General features: G+C 68.7%; 14 protein-coding genes. 7 read left to right on the plus strand and 7 right to left on the minus strand.

The annotated features are described in order from the left end of the window. Window positions 1-90: 90 nt before the first annotated feature. Entirely contained in the window at window positions 91-252 is a 162-nt protein-coding gene (locus OG905_RS22355; RefSeq protein ID WP_328676401.1) for a hypothetical protein, read from the plus strand. A 41-nt stretch (window positions 253-293) separates the two neighbouring features. On the opposite strand, the gene OG905_RS22360 is transcribed toward OG905_RS22355, so the two are convergent. Then, complete coding sequence (locus OG905_RS22360) at window positions 294-962, minus strand: class I SAM-dependent DNA methyltransferase (protein ID WP_328676403.1); 669 nt, start codon at window positions 960-962, stop codon at window positions 294-296. 276 nt (window positions 963-1,238) lie between these two features. On the opposite strand from OG905_RS22360, the gene OG905_RS22365 reads away from it, so the two are divergent. Beyond that, entirely contained in the window at window positions 1,239-2,372 is a 1,134-nt protein-coding gene (locus tag OG905_RS22365) for an FAD-dependent oxidoreductase (protein ID WP_328676405.1), read from the plus strand. An 86-nt stretch (window positions 2,373-2,458) separates the two neighbouring features. Here OG905_RS22365 and OG905_RS22370 read toward each other — a convergent pair whose 3' ends face one another. Then, window positions 2,459-4,918, minus strand: coding sequence for an HAD-IC family P-type ATPase (locus OG905_RS22370; RefSeq protein WP_328676408.1), 2,460 nt, complete (start codon window positions 4,916-4,918; stop codon window positions 2,459-2,461). A gap of 106 nt (window positions 4,919-5,024) precedes the next feature. Then, window positions 5,025-5,330, minus strand: coding sequence for a DUF2530 domain-containing protein (locus tag OG905_RS22375; RefSeq protein ID WP_328676411.1), 306 nt, complete (start codon window positions 5,328-5,330; stop codon window positions 5,025-5,027). Window positions 5,331-5,512: 182 nt separating this feature from the next. On the opposite strand from OG905_RS22375, the gene OG905_RS22380 reads away from it, so the two are divergent. Then, complete coding sequence (locus tag OG905_RS22380) at window positions 5,513-6,973, plus strand: NCS2 family permease (protein ID WP_328676413.1); 1,461 nt, start codon at window positions 5,513-5,515, stop codon at window positions 6,971-6,973. Window positions 6,974-7,021: 48 nt separating this feature from the next. Here the strand turns inward: OG905_RS22380 and OG905_RS22385 are convergent, their stop codons facing one another. Further along, window positions 7,022-7,204, minus strand: coding sequence for a ribbon-helix-helix protein, CopG family (locus OG905_RS22385; RefSeq protein ID WP_328676415.1), 183 nt, complete (start codon window positions 7,202-7,204; stop codon window positions 7,022-7,024). A 134-nt stretch (window positions 7,205-7,338) separates the two neighbouring features. On the opposite strand from OG905_RS22385, the gene OG905_RS22390 reads away from it, so the two are divergent. The 3 genes from OG905_RS22390 to thpR all read left to right on the plus strand — a co-directional run bounded on the left by OG905_RS22390 (window position 7,339) and on the right by thpR (window position 9,990). Further along, window positions 7,339-7,782 carry a MarR family winged helix-turn-helix transcriptional regulator gene (locus OG905_RS22390; RefSeq protein WP_328676417.1) on the plus strand — a complete coding sequence of 148 codons (444 nt, stop codon included), beginning with the start codon at window positions 7,339-7,341 and terminating at the stop codon, window positions 7,780-7,782. Between the two features lie 27 nt (window positions 7,783-7,809). After that, window positions 7,810-9,126, plus strand: coding sequence for an MFS transporter (locus OG905_RS22395; protein ID WP_328676419.1), 1,317 nt, complete (start codon window positions 7,810-7,812; stop codon window positions 9,124-9,126). Window positions 9,127-9,420: 294 nt separating this feature from the next. Next, the gene (gene thpR / locus OG905_RS22400; protein ID WP_328676420.1) at window positions 9,421-9,990 is read left to right on the plus strand and encodes an RNA 2',3'-cyclic phosphodiesterase; all 570 of its coding nucleotides are present in this window, start codon (window positions 9,421-9,423) and stop codon (window positions 9,988-9,990) included. A gap of 322 nt (window positions 9,991-10,312) precedes the next feature. Here thpR and OG905_RS22405 read toward each other — a convergent pair whose 3' ends face one another. From OG905_RS22405 to OG905_RS22415, 3 genes are all read right to left on the minus strand, one after another. Beyond that, window positions 10,313-11,302: an aldo/keto reductase gene (locus OG905_RS22405; protein WP_328676423.1), complete on the minus strand. Its 990-nt coding sequence runs from the start codon at window positions 11,300-11,302 to the stop codon at window positions 10,313-10,315. A 51-nt stretch (window positions 11,303-11,353) separates the two neighbouring features. Next, window positions 11,354-11,944 (minus strand): Uma2 family endonuclease, encoded by a 591-nt coding sequence (locus OG905_RS22410; protein ID WP_328676425.1) that lies wholly within the window; start codon window positions 11,942-11,944, stop codon window positions 11,354-11,356. 92 nt (window positions 11,945-12,036) lie between these two features. Further along, complete coding sequence (locus OG905_RS22415) at window positions 12,037-12,552, minus strand: MarR family winged helix-turn-helix transcriptional regulator (RefSeq protein WP_328676427.1); 516 nt, start codon at window positions 12,550-12,552, stop codon at window positions 12,037-12,039. Between the two features lie 25 nt (window positions 12,553-12,577). Here OG905_RS22415 and OG905_RS22420 point away from each other — a divergent pair, with 25 nt between their 5' ends. Next, entirely contained in the window at window positions 12,578-13,084 is a 507-nt protein-coding gene (locus tag OG905_RS22420) for a carboxymuconolactone decarboxylase family protein (protein ID WP_328676429.1), read from the plus strand. Window positions 13,085-13,156 lie beyond the last annotated feature (72 nt).

Below are 13,156 nucleotides of genomic sequence, written 5' to 3' on the forward strand. Positions count from 1 at the left end.
CGCTGGTCGTAGCGCAGAGCGGAGGCAACAGTGGAGAAGGCAGCCGAGGACATTAGGCGGATAGCGGCAGAAGGTGCGGGGCTCCTCGCGATGATCGAGACGCTCAGGCTCGATGAGGAATTCAGGCTGACCCCATTGCACCTGCTGCGGATCCTCGACGAGGCGGTCGGGATCCCCTGGACGGAGTCCCGGGTCCTCCTGGAGTTCTCCGACCCGGAACTACGGCCGTTCCTCACCGTGATCGCTCAGTGATTCCTCCGCCGAGACCCTGTGCCGCCTACGGTGTCTGGTCCTCAGTCAGGGCGTTTGGCCATGACGACCAGACCCGGCCCGCTCTGCTCATCTGCAGGGAGCCGGAGTTCGGCGACCGGGCGCAGCCCGGCCTGCGCGATCAGGTCCACGAGCTGTTCCGGCCGCCATTTGTGCGTCGTCCAACGAACGGGTACTCCTCCGTATGCCTCGGTGCGCACCGCGTCTTCGTCGCCGACGTGTGTTGCGGTGATGAAGTGTCCGCCTGGCTTCAGGGCGCGCGCGAACAGGGCGAGGACCTGAGGAAGGACGTCGCGGGGGAGGTTGAACAGTGACCACCACCCGAGCACGCCGCCAAGGGATGCTTCACCAAGATTGAGATCGGTGGCAGAGGCGACGCTGAAGCGGCATTGCGGATGAAGACGGCGCGCGTTCTCGATCATGCGAGGAGAGAGGTCTACCCCGGACACGTCGAGTCCGCGTTCGGCCAGGTAGGCGGTCACCGTTCCGGGTCCGCAGCCGACGTCCAGGACAGGCCCGAGTTCGCTCACGGTGTCGGCGAAGGCGTCGATTGAAGCCTTGAGCCAGGGGTGGGTACGGATGTCGCCGACTCCCGTCGTCAGCACCATGTGGGCGTAGTTGTCGGCCACCCGATCATAGGACTCACGTACCACGTCGAGATCGGCTGGGCGGTCAATGTGGTGTGTGCGCATCAGCCAACGATGGGACCGCACAACGGACTTGCGGCTGGTACGGCGGGCCTTGCGCCGGCCGGGACCGCCGGGACGCCCAGAACGCCGCCGGGCGGGCGACTGCCGGCGGCCGAGATCCCCAGTCGTCGAGCGAGAGTCGCGGCGATGCGGACGGCGTCGGTCGCATGTCGGTGGCTGTCGGTCCGTTGTAGGCGGCGTGTCGGTGGGGTCTGGAACCTTTCAAGAGATCCTGCCGGGTGCCCGTCCGGCAGGCGTGCGACAGCAAGGAACAAAACCATGACCACTGACGTCACGATCATCGGTGCCGGACTCGGCGGCCTTTCGCTCGCCCGCGTCCTGCACGTCCACGGCATCCCGGCCACGGTCTACGAGGCGGAGGTCTCTCCGACGGCACGTGCGCAGGGCGGGATGCTCGACATCCACGAAGACAGCGGACAGCCTGCTTTGCAGGCGGCCGGCCTGATGAACGAGTTCCGTAGCCTCATCCTGGAGGGCCGCCAGTCGATAAGGGTTCTCGACAGGGACGGGACCGTCCTGTTCGATCATGCCGACGACGGTACGGGTGGCAACCCCGAGGTGCTGCGCGGCGAGCTGCGGCAGATGCTGCTCGACTCGCTCCCGGCCGGCACCGTCCGGTGGGGCCACAAGGTCAGCGGTACCCGCGCCCTCGGCGAGGGCCGCCACGAGGTGACCTTCGCCGACGGCACCACCGTCACCACCGGCCTGCTGGTCGGCGCGGACGGCGCGTGGTCCCGAGTCCGGCCACTGCTTTCCCATGCGGAACCCGAGTACAGCGGCATGTCGGGCGTCGAGACCTGCCTGTTCGACGCCGACACCCGGCACCCGGCCAGCGCGAAAGCGGTCGGCGGCGGGTCGCTGTTCGCGCTCGCTCCGGGCAAGGGATTCCTGGCGCACCGGGAGAGGGGCGGCACCCTGCACACCTACGTGATGCTCGCCCAGCCGCGGGACTGGTTCGCCCACATCGACTTCACCGATTCCGCCGCGGCCACCGTACGGATCGCGCAGGAGTTTGACGGCTGGGCACCGGAACTCACCGCGCTGATCGCGGACGGTGACACCGCACCGGTCCTGCGGCCCCTCTACGCCCTGCCCATCGAGCACCGGTGGGAGCGGGTGCCGGGGGTGACCCTGCTCGGCGACGCCGCCCACCTCTCGCTCCCGAACGGTGAGGGCGCCAACCTGGCCATGTACGACGGCGCCGAACTGGGCAATGCCCTCGCCGCGCACCCCGAGGACGTCGAGGCCGCGCTCACCGAGTACGAGCAGGCCATGTTCCCCCGCAGCGCCGCGGCCGCCACCGAAGGCACCCAGGTCCACGAGATGTTCTACGGAGCAGGCGCACCCCACAGCCTGCTCGACATGTTCACCGGCCACGAGCAGACCCCGTGAGACGCCGGGTCGCGTAGCGGGCGCAGGGCGCCGGCGGTGGCCTCGACGCGAGGAGCGGTCCGGCAGACACCCGCCGAGCCAGTCGGCTACGCCCCGTACTTCCGGGTCACCGCCCGCCAGGACACCTCAAGCAGCACCGCCCCCGCCGCCGCGATCCCCACCGCGGTCCACGGCAGGACCGCTCCCACCAGCTTCAGCGCGAAGAAGTCCTGGAGCGACGGCACCATCAGCACGATCAGGAAGCACGCCCCCATCGCCGCCACCAGGCACACCCGCCACCACGTGTAGGGGCGGGCGATGATCGCCAGGACCCACATCGAGACCAGGAACAGCGTCAGCGTCGCCGCGCTCGTTTCCGCGTCGAGCGAGCCGGGGCCGCTGTAGTAGGAGCGCGCGAGCAGGTACGTCGCGAATGTCGTCGCCGCCGCGATCACCCCCGCCGGGATCGCGTACCGCATCACCCTGCGTACGAACTCCGGCTTCGCGCGCTCCTTGTTCGGGGCCAGCGCCAGGAAGAAGGCCGGTACGCCGATCGTCAGCGTGGACAGCAGCGTCAAGTGCCGTGGCAGGAAGGGGTATTCGACCTGCGAGCAGACCACCAGCACGGCCAGCAGCACGGAGTAGACCGTCTTGGTCAGGAACAGCGTGGCGACCCGCGTGATGTTGCCGATCACCCGGCGGCCCTCCGCCACCACCGACGGCAGCGTCGCGAAGCTGTTGTTGAGGAGCACGATCTGGGCCACCGCCTTGGTCGCCTCCGAGCCCGAGCCCATCGAGACGCCGATGTCCGCGTCCTTCAGGGCGAGCACATCGTTCACCCCGTCGCCCGTCATCGCGACCGTGTGGCCGCGTGACTGCAGTGCGCCGACCATGTCGCGCTTCTGCTGCGGGGTGACCCGGCCGAAGACCGAGTGGGCGTCCAGGGACTCACCCATCGGGGCCTGTTCGGCGGGCAGTCGGCGCGCGTCGACCGTGTTCTGGGCGCCGGGCAGGCCGAGTTTCCCGGCCACCGCGCCCACGGACACGGCGTTGTCGCCGGAGATGACCTTGGCGTTGACCTTCTGCTCGTCGAAGTAGCGCAGCGTGTCGGCAGCGTCCGGGCGCAGTCGTTGTTCCAGGACGACGAGCGCGGTCGGCAGTGCCCCGGCGGCGACGGACGGGGCGTACAGTTCGCCCGCGGCCCGGGTGAGCAGCAGGACCCGCAGGCCCTGTTCGTTGAGCTGCTCGATCTCCGCGAGGGCCGCGTCGTCCTGCGGCAGCAGCACATCGGGCGCGCCGAGCAGCCAGGTGGAGCTCTCGCCGTTGCCTTCGCTGAAGCTGGCCCCGCTGTATTTGCGCGCGGACGAGAACGGCAGTGACTCCGTGCACCGCCAGTCCTCGCTGTCCGGATACGAGTCGATGATCGCCTTCAGGGAGGCGTTGGGGCGCGGGTCGGACTCGCCGAGGGCGCCGAGCACCTTGCGTACGTACGACTCGTCCGCACCGCCCAGCGGCCGCAGCTCCGTGACGTCCATGCCGCCTTCGGTCAGCGTGCCGGTCTTGTCGAGGCAGACGACGTCGACCCGCGCCAGGCCCTCGATCGCGGGGAGTTCCTGCACCAGGCACTGTTTGCGGCCGAGGCGGATGACCCCGATCGCGAAGGCGACGGACGTCAGCAGCACAAGCCCCTCGGGGATCATCGGCACGATGCCGCCGACGGTCCTGGCCACCGAGTCCTTGAAGTTGTTGTCCTTGACGACCAGCTGACTGATGACGAGCCCGATCGCGGTCGGGATCATCATCCAGGTCACGTACTTGAGGATCGTGCTGATACCGCTGCGCAGTTCGGAGTGGACGAGCGTGAACCGGGACGCCTCCTCCGCGAGTTGTGCCGCGTACGCCTCCCGCCCCACCTTCGTCGCCGTGAACGCGCCGCCGCCCGCGACCACGAAGGCCCCCGACATCACCGGATCCCCGGGGTGCTTGATCACCGGGTCGGCCTCACCCGTCAGCAGCGACTCGTCGATCTCCAGGTTGTCCGCCTCCGCCATGTCGCCGTCCACGACGACCTTGTCGCCGGGGCCGAGTTCGACGAGATCGCCGAGGACGATCTCGGAGGTGGAGATCTCCGTGGCGGTGCCGTCCCGCCGTACCGTCGGCCTGGCCTCGCCGATGAGCGCCAGAGAGTCCAGGGTCTTCTTGGCGCGCAGCTCCTGGATGATGCCGATACCGGTGTTGGCGATGATCACGTAGCCGAAGAGGCTGTCCTGGAACGGCGCGACGAAGAGCATGATCACCCACAGCACGCCGATGATGGCGTTGAAGCGGGTGAAGACGTTGGCGCGGACGATGTCGACGGTGGAGCGCGAGGAGCGGACGGGTACGTCGTTGACCTCGCCGCGCGCCACCCGCTCGGCGACCTCGGCCGTCGTCAGTCCCTCGGCCCGTGGCGCGAGCGCGGACTTCGGCGGCTTTCGGGGATGTACGGGATCCAGCTCGGCTCCCGCGTCGATGGCGGGGCCGCCCGGCTCGGGGCCGTCCGTGTCGATCCTCGCCCGCTGCGTCATGGTTTCGACGGTACGGCGGGACCGGCCGGTTCACCCGCCGAGTGCGCGGCGGATCAGACCGGGGCAGGACGCGAATCGTCCCTTGGCAGTACGGGTGCCGTAAAGGTCACTTGCCTTCGTCGCTCGCGGTGGCGGCGTCCGCCCCGTCCGGGGAGGTCTCCGCGGACTCCGCCTGCACCCGCTTGATCGCCGCGTCCCGCCCGCGCACGTACCAGATGCCGATCAGGCCGAGACCGGCGCCGGCCAGGCAGGTCCACACCCACCACATCAGGTCACGGTCGGCGAACCAGTTGTAGAAGGGGATCTGGACGAGGAAGAGGACGAACCAGAGGATCGTGCCGCCGGTGATGGTGGCGACGACGGGCCCCTCCAGGGGCTCGGGTGCCTCGTGCTTGGGGGTCCACTTCGCCATGCGGCCAGTCTAGGTTGCCCCGTCCCGGCCCCTCACACCCCCGTGACCCCTCTGACCTCAGGGGTCTACGCGCGGAGATACCGCAATCCGCCTTATACGTTCATACTGAAGCGGTTTGCGTCCGACTGGTTTTATTCGTAGGAACATCTAAAACCAGCCAAAAATGATCGACGAGGTCTCGCATGCCCCCCACGGCCACCGCCAAGGTCGACTCCGCGCTCACGGCCCCGGCCCCGGCCCCCTCCGGGCCCCTCGGCAGTCTCGACCGCTTCTTCAAGATCTCCGAGCGCGGCTCCACGGTCCCCCGCGAGATCCGCGGCGGATTCGCCACGTTCTTCGCGATGGCCTACATCATCGTGCTGAACCCGATCATCCTCGGCAGCGCGAAGGACATGTACGGGCACCAGCTCGACGGCGGCCAGCTCGTCACCGCCACGGTGCTGACCGCGGCCTTCTCCACGCTCCTCATGGGCGTCATCGGTAATGTCCCGATCGCGCTCGCGGCCGGACTCGGCGTGAACACCGTCGTCGCCCTCCAGCTCGCGCCCCGGATGTCCTGGCCGGACGCGATGGGCATGGTCGTCCTCGCCGGTTTCGTCGTGATGCTGCTGGTGGCCACGGGTCTGCGCGAGCGCGTGATGAACGCCGTGCCGCGCAGTCTGCGCAAGGGCATCGCGATCGGCATCGGCCTGTTCATCATGCTGATCGGCCTGGTCGACTCGGGCTTCGTCTCCCGTATCCCGGACGTCGCCAAGACCACCGTCCCGCTCCAGCTGGGCACCGGCGGTCATCTGGACGGCTGGCCGGTCCTCGTCTTCGCCCTCGGCGCGCTGCTCACGCTCGCGCTCATCATCCGCAAGGTGCCGGGCGCGATCCTGATCTCCATCGTCGTGATGACGGTGGTCGCGATGGTCGTCAACGCGGTCGCCACCGTCCCGTCCTGGGGTCTGACCACGCCCACGTGGCCCGGAAATCCGGTCGCGTCCCCCGACTTCGGGCTCGTCGGCCAGGTCAGTCTCTTCGGCGGCTTCGAGAAGGTCGGCTTTCTGACGGGCGCCCTGTTCGTCTTCACCGTGCTGCTGTCCTGCTTCTTCGACGCGATGGGCACCATCCTCGGCGTCGGCGACGAGGCCAAGCTGATGGGCAAGGACGGCCACTTCCCCGGCATCAACCGGGTCCTGATCGTCGACGGCATCGCGGTGGCGGCAGGTGGTGCGACCTCGTCGTCCGCGAACACCTGCTTCGTGGAGTCCACGGCGGGCGTCGGCGAGGGGGCCCGTACCGGACTCGCCTCGGTCGTCACGGGTGCGCTCTTCGGGGCGGCGCTGTTCCTCACCCCGCTCGCCACGATGGTCCCGTCCCAGGCGGCGACGCCCGCGCTGCTGGCGGTCGGCTTCCTGATCCTGGCGGGCTCGGTCCGCGACATCGACTGGAACGACTTCACCGTCGCCGTCCCGGCCTTCCTGGCGATGGTGATGATGCCGTTCACGTACTCCATCACCAATGGCATCGGCATCGGCTTCATCGCCTTCAGCGTGCTGAGGCTCGCCGCGGGGCGGGGCCGCGAGGTGCCCGTCGCCATGTATGTGGTGTCGGCGGTGTTCGTCTTCTACTACGCGATGCCGGCGCTGGGTCTTACGTAAGCCGTCTCACTTACGCCTCTTCGCTTACGCCTCTTCACGTTCGCCTCTTCACGTAAGCCCGTAGAACTTCTCTGTCTCGTCGACGGCCGCCTTGAAGCGTTCGTCGAAGTCATCGCGGATGAGCGTCCGGACCACATAGTCCTGGACGCTCATTCCGCGTCTGGCGGCATGGTGCCTGAGCCGGTCGAGGAGCTCATCGTCTATGCGGAGGCTGAGCACAGTCGATTCCATGGCAGTCAGAGTTGCCGGACCGCCGCCGCAGCTGCGTCACTTTCCGGACTCACCTCACTCATATGAGTGAGGAAGTCGTCTCGGCAGTAACCTCCACTGGTCTTTAGGCTGGGTAATGAGTTATGCTAACGAACATGCCTGACCTGTCCCATGGCGATGACATCGACGTCGCCGCCGTGAACTCCCTGCGCTCGGCCGTCATGCGGCTGGGCAGGCGCCTGAAGCATCAGCGCGTCGACGAATCGCTGAGCCCGACCGAGATGTCGGTGCTCGGCACCCTCGCCCGTTGCGGCCACGCCACCCCCGGTGAGCTGGCCCGCAAGGAGCATGTCCAGCCGCCGTCCATGACCCGGATCGTGGCGCTGCTCGAGGCCAAGGGACTCGTCCGGCTCGAGCCGCACCCCGATGACCGCCGGCAGAAGGTCGTCAGCCAGACCGAGCAGGCCGAGGCCATGCTCGAAGAAAGCCGCCGCAAACGGAACGCCTGGCTGGCCTCGCTCGCCGAGGGTCTGGACGAGGACGACTGGGCGAAGCTGCGTGCCGCCGCCCCCGTACTGGAGAAGCTCGCGCACCTCTGATCCGCACAGCCAAGGAGGCGAACACTTTTGAGTCCGGGACCCGGAGCACACTCCGCACCCGCACCCGCCCCTACAACCATGTTCAGCTCGCTGAAGATCCGTAACTACCGGCTCTTCGCCACCGGGCAAGTCGTCTCCAACACCGGCACCTGGATGCAGCGCATTGCCCAGGACTGGCTGGTGCTCAGCCTGACCGGATCCGCGTCCGCCGTGGGCATCACCGTCGCGCTGCAATTCCTGCCCATGCTCCTGTTCGGGTTGTACGGCGGAGTGCTCGCCGACCGGCTGCCGAAGCGGCAGTTGCTCGTCGCCACCCAGTTGGCGATGGCCCTGACCGGCCTGGCGCTCGCCGCACTCACGCTCAGCGGCCATGTCCAGGTCTGGCACGTCTACCTCACGGCCTTCCTTCTCGGCCTCGTCACGGTCGTCGACAATCCGGCACGTCAGTCCTTCGTCGCCGAGATGGTCGGCCCGGAGCAACTGTCCAACGCGGTCAGCCTCAACTCCGCCAACTTCCAGTCCGCGCGGCTGGTCGGCCCGGCCGTCGCCGGTGTACTGATCACGGCCGTCGGGAGTGGTTACGCCTTCCTGCTGAACGGCCTGTCCTTCATCGCGCCCCTCGCCGGCCTGCTGCTGATGCGCACCGGCGAGCTCCACAAGATCGAGCGCGCGCCGCGCGGCAAGGGGCAACTGCGGGAGGGACTGAAGTACGTCGCGGGGCAGCCCGAGCTGATCTGGCCGATCGTCCTCGTCGGCTTCATCGGCACCTTCGGCTTCAACTTCCCCATCTGGCTCTCGGCCTTCGTCAACAACGTCTACCACTCCGGTGCCAGTACGTACGGGCTGCTCAACACCCTGATGGCAGCCGGCTCCCTGGCGGGAGCCCTGCTCGCAGCCCGGCGCGGCACCTCGCGACTGCGGGTGCTGGTGATCGCGGCGATGCTCTTCGGCGTCCTGGAGATCGTGACCGCGTTCGCGCCGCAGTTCTGGATCTTCGCTGTGCTGCTGGTGCCGATCGGGATGTTCGGCCTGACGGTCAATGTCACGGCCAACTCCAGCATCCAGATGGCGACGGAACCGGCCATGCGGGGCCGGGTGATGAGCCTGTTCATGATGGTCTTCGTGGGCGGTACGCCGCTGGGCGCGCCCCTGGTCGGCTGGATCACCGACACGTACGGACCGCGGATCGGCTTCGCGGCGGGCGGTGCGGTGGCGCTGGTGGCGGCGATAGGAGTCGGCGTGATGCTCGCCCGGGTGGGCGGGCTGCGCCTGAAAATAGATCTGCGGCGGGGGCGGAGGCATGTGGAGTTCGTGCGGAGGGAGGAGTTGGCGACGGCGGCGTAGGGCGTCGCCGGGTGCGGGATGCGGTGTGCCGGGTGCCGGGTGCCGCTGCGCGGGGCGTTCCCCTACCCGCCCCGTCCCGAACTGGGGGCAAGCCCCCAGACCCCTGCGCCCCGCTTCGCGGCGCAAACTGGGGGCTCCGCCCCAAGCCCCCACACGCCCTTCGGGCGTGTCCTCAATCGCCGGACGGGCTGAATGTGCGGCCCTGCCGCACATTCAGCCCTCTGGGGGAGTTTGAGGCGCGGGGGTCCGGGGGCACCCCGCCGCAGGCTGCCCCATCTGCGTCAGACTCGGATCATGAGACTCTTCGCCGCCGTACTCCCGCCCACCCCCGCCGTCGACGAACTCGCCCTGGAAATCGACCGGTTGAGAACTCTCCCCGGCGCGGACGCCCTGCGCTGGACCGGCCGGCCCGGCTGGCACTTCACGCTTGCCTTCATGGGGGAGGTCGACGACGCCCTGCTGCCCGAGCTGCACGAGCGGCTCGGGCGGGCCGCGCATCGGACCGCTGCCTTCCCGCTGCGGCTGCACCGCGGTGGGCGCTTCGGGCACCGGGCGCTGTGGGCGGGTGCGGCGGGCGGCCTGGAGGAGATGCGGCTTCTCGCCGAGCGTGCGGACGCGGCCGCGCGGCGAACCGGGATCGCTATGGAGGAGCACCGCCGCTACCAGGCCCATCTCACGATCGCCCGCAGCCGTGACGACGCGGATCTGCGCCCCTTCGTCGAGGAGCTGGAGACCCTCGAGGGCCCGCCCTGGGAGGTAGGCGAGCTCGCGCTCGTACGCAGCAATCTGCCGGCGAGCGGGGTGCGCGGCGAGCAGCCGCGGTACGAGACGGTCGGTGCCTGGCCGCTCGGGCGGGCCGGTTAGTCTCGAAGGGTGAATCCCAAGACCAGAAACCAGATCATGGCCGGCGTGCTCGTGCTGATGTTCGCGATCATCGCCGTGGCGGCCGTGGTGGGCTAGGGCGTGTTTGAGAAGTAGCGCCGTCCGCCCGCAGGGCGGGCCCCGCGGCGTCTGGTGCGTGCAATCGCAAGGCGGAGGATCGCCCTCGTACTGGACGTACTTGGGCGACTCCGACAACACCGCGAGTGCGCGTGCCAGGCGTCGCGTGGCAGGCGAAACTTCTCAAACACGCCCTAGTAGCCTGTCCGCCTCACGGCCGCGTCGCTGCTGCCCTACCAGCCGATCCCTACCAGGCGAAGGCCTCCGGGGACGGCCCCGGACCCGGGAAGATCTCGTTCAGCCCGGACAGCACCTCGTCGCTCAGCTCCAGCTCCACGGCGCGCAGCGCTGAGGCCAGCTGGTCCGCGGTGCGCGGGCCGACGATGGGACCGGTGACACCCGGCCGGGTGAGCAGCCAGGCCAGCGCGGCTTCGCCGGGCTCCAGTCCGTGCTTGTCGAGCAGGTCCTCGTACGCCTGGACCTGTGCCCGTACCTCGGTGTTCGTGAGCGCGTCGGCCGAGCGGCCCGAGGCCCGGCGCCTGCCCTCGTTCTCCTTCTTGATCACGCCGCCGAGCAGCCCGCCGTGCAGCGGCGACCAGGGGATGACCCCGAGTCCGTACTCCTGCGCGGCCGGGATGACCTCCATCTCGGCGCGGCGTTCGGCGAGGTTGTAGAGGCACTGCTCGCTGACGAGGCCGTACGAGCCGCGCTTCTGGGCGATCTCGTTGGTCTGGGCGATCTTCCAGCCGGGGAAGTTGGACGAGCCCGCGTAGAGGATCTTGCCCTGGGCGATCAGGGTGTCGATGGCCTGCCAGATCTCCTCGACCGGGGTGCGGCGGTCGATGTGGTGGAACTGGTAGAGGTCGATGTGGTCCGTCCGCAGCCGCTTGAGGCTGGCGTCGACGGCCCGGCGGATGTTGAGCGCGGAGAGCCGGTCGTGGTTGGGCCAGGCGTCGCCGTCGGCGGCCATGTTCGCGTAGACCTTGGTGGCGAGGACCACCTTGTCGCGCCGGTCGCCGCCCTTGGCGAACCAGGAGCCGATGATCTCCTCGGTGCGGCCCTTGTTCTCGCCCCAGCCGTACACATTGGCGGTGTCGAAAAAGTTGATCCCCGCGCCGAGCGCGGCGTCCATGATGACGTGACTGTCGGCCTCGTCGGTCTGCGGCCCGAAGTTCATCGTCCCGAGGACGAGTCGGCTGACCTTGAGTCCGGTGCGTCCGAGCTGTGTGTACTTCATGGTTATTCAGCCAACGCCTTGGAGCGCGCTCCAGGCAAGGGGATAAGGGGGTCAGTCGCGGGGGAAGTCGGCGGTGGAGAGGGTGAGCCCCAGGGGGGTGGCGGTGAGGTCGACGTCCGTGCCGAAGGCGACCGTCTGTTCGCCGATGTAATCGCCGTCCTTGGGCCGGGTGTAGAGGTGGCACTTGCCCTGGTAGGGATCGGCGATGAGGTAGACGGGCACTTCGGCAGTGGCGAAGGCGGTTTTCTTGGGGCCGTAGTCGTTGAAGCCGGTGCCCTGGGAGATGACCTCGGCGATGAACTCGACGTCCTCGTAGCGCCAGCGGTCCTGGCTGTCCGGCAGTGCTCCCTCGCGGAGTTTTGCCACGTCCGGGCAGAGGCCGTTCTCATGGCCCGGGAAATCGATGCGCACGTCCGACAGCACTTCGACATCCATGCCGAACTTGTCTTCCAGCGCTCTGACGATTCTGCGGATGATCTGCCAATGGACGTTCCGCTGCGGCGACATGAAGACGTTTCCCCCGACGATCTCGACCTTGACTCCCTCGGGGACGGGCATCTGCTCAAGCCGCTTGAACCACTGGTCCAAGCGCTCAGCGTTGTCGTCGGCCATGTCGATCCTGCCGCTCTCTACGACGGTCATCGTGGCGCTCCTCCCCACTGCCGCGTGGTTGCATGCAGTCGCCTCGTACAACGATACGCACGGAGACAACGTCACACCGTGGCGAGAACTCGTCACGCGCCGCCGAACCACCCCGCCGCGTCCAGCCGGAACGCATCCGCCGGGACGACCGTACGCAGCGTCTCCTCGATCTCGCGCACGCGCCCCGCGCCGACCGCGCCCGCCCACTCCGCCCGCAGTTCGTCGAAGATCGCCGCCGAGCGGGTCAGCGCGTCGATGCCGTGCGCGGTGAGGCGTACGAGCTTGCGGCGGGCGTCGGACGGGTCGTCCGTGCGCTCCGCATAGCCGAGGGTGACGAGGCGGTCGACCGTCTTGCCCGCGGCCTGTTTGGAGACCCCGAGCCGCCGCCCGATCTCGCTGGCGGTCGCGCCGCCCGCGCCGATCGCCTGCATCGCGAAGCCGTACGCGGGCCGGACGTCCGGGTGGCCCTGCTGGGCCAGCTCGGCGTGGAGGCGGTCGATGAGGGAGCGGAACCCGGCGAACAGGAGCAGGGGCAGCTCGTAACCAGGCGTGTCACCACGACCGTTGCGCGATTCGACAACCTGGTTTACCTTTTCATCGTCAACCATGTTGTCGATTGTAGGAGGCTCTCGCATGTTCACCGAACACACCCTGGAATCGGCCCCGCCCGCCTCGCGCCGCGCCATGGAGTCCACGATCAAGCATCTGGGCCACCTGCCACCCGCCGTCGCGCGGCTCGCCTCCTCGCCGCAACTGCTGGACGGCTTCCTGAAGCTCAGCGCGATGTTCGAGCAGGCGACCCTGGATCCGGTCGCCCGCGAGGTGGTCATCATGGTGGTCGCGACGCGGAACGAGTGCCATGTGTGCGTCGAGATGCACACCGGCAAGCTGCGGGCGCTGGGCGCGGACGAGGAGTTGATCGCCGCGCTGCGCGAGCGGCGGCAGCCGCTCGGCGACGAACGGCTCGAAGCGGTACGGCAGTTCACACTGGAGGCGCTGCGTACGGCGGGCGGCGTGGCCGACGAGGAGCTGAAGTCGTTCTTCGCGCACGGCTATACCGAGCAGAACGCGCTGGAGGTGGTCATGGGCATCGGCACGTACACGATGTCGACGCTCGCCAACCGGCTCACCCGGGCGTAGGGGGGCGTCGGGGCGCCCGGGGGCGGGCGCCCCGGCGGGCGTCAGGACGTGGCCGTGATGGTCGAGCCGCAG

It is taken from the genome of Streptomyces sp. NBC_00322, assembly GCF_036147535.1.
Lineage (GTDB): Bacteria > Actinomycetota > Actinomycetes > Streptomycetales > Streptomycetaceae > Streptomyces.

Bases quoted from the DNA above. Each gene is read 5' to 3' on its own strand.
- OG905_RS22385 (WP_328676415.1), bottom strand. From the start codon at position 7,204: ATGGAATCGACTGTGCTCAGCCTCCGCATAGACGATGAGCTCCTCGAC.
- OG905_RS22415 (WP_328676427.1), bottom strand. From the start codon at position 12,552: ATGGTTGACGATGAAAAGGTAAACCAGGTTGTCGAATCGCGCAACGGT.
- OG905_RS22360 (WP_328676403.1), bottom strand. From the start codon at position 962: ATGCGCACACACCACATTGACCGCCCAGCCGATCTCGACGTGGTACGT.
- OG905_RS22380 (WP_328676413.1), top strand. From the start codon at position 5,513: ATGCCCCCCACGGCCACCGCCAAGGTCGACTCCGCGCTCACGGCCCCG.
- OG905_RS22410 (WP_328676425.1), bottom strand. From the start codon at position 11,944: ATGACCGTCGTAGAGAGCGGCAGGATCGACATGGCCGACGACAACGCT.
- OG905_RS22420 (WP_328676429.1), top strand. From the start codon at position 12,578: ATGTTCACCGAACACACCCTGGAATCGGCCCCGCCCGCCTCGCGCCGC.
- OG905_RS22365 (WP_328676405.1), top strand. From the start codon at position 1,239: ATGACCACTGACGTCACGATCATCGGTGCCGGACTCGGCGGCCTTTCG.
- OG905_RS22405 (WP_328676423.1), bottom strand. From the start codon at position 11,302: ATGAAGTACACACAGCTCGGACGCACCGGACTCAAGGTCAGCCGACTC.
- OG905_RS22355 (WP_328676401.1), top strand. From the start codon at position 91: ATGATCGAGACGCTCAGGCTCGATGAGGAATTCAGGCTGACCCCATTG.
- thpR (WP_328676420.1), top strand. From the start codon at position 9,421: ATGAGACTCTTCGCCGCCGTACTCCCGCCCACCCCCGCCGTCGACGAA.
- OG905_RS22370 (WP_328676408.1), bottom strand. From the start codon at position 4,918: ATGACGCAGCGGGCGAGGATCGACACGGACGGCCCCGAGCCGGGCGGC.
- OG905_RS22375 (WP_328676411.1), bottom strand. From the start codon at position 5,330: ATGGCGAAGTGGACCCCCAAGCACGAGGCACCCGAGCCCCTGGAGGGG.
- OG905_RS22390 (WP_328676417.1), top strand. From the start codon at position 7,339: ATGCCTGACCTGTCCCATGGCGATGACATCGACGTCGCCGCCGTGAAC.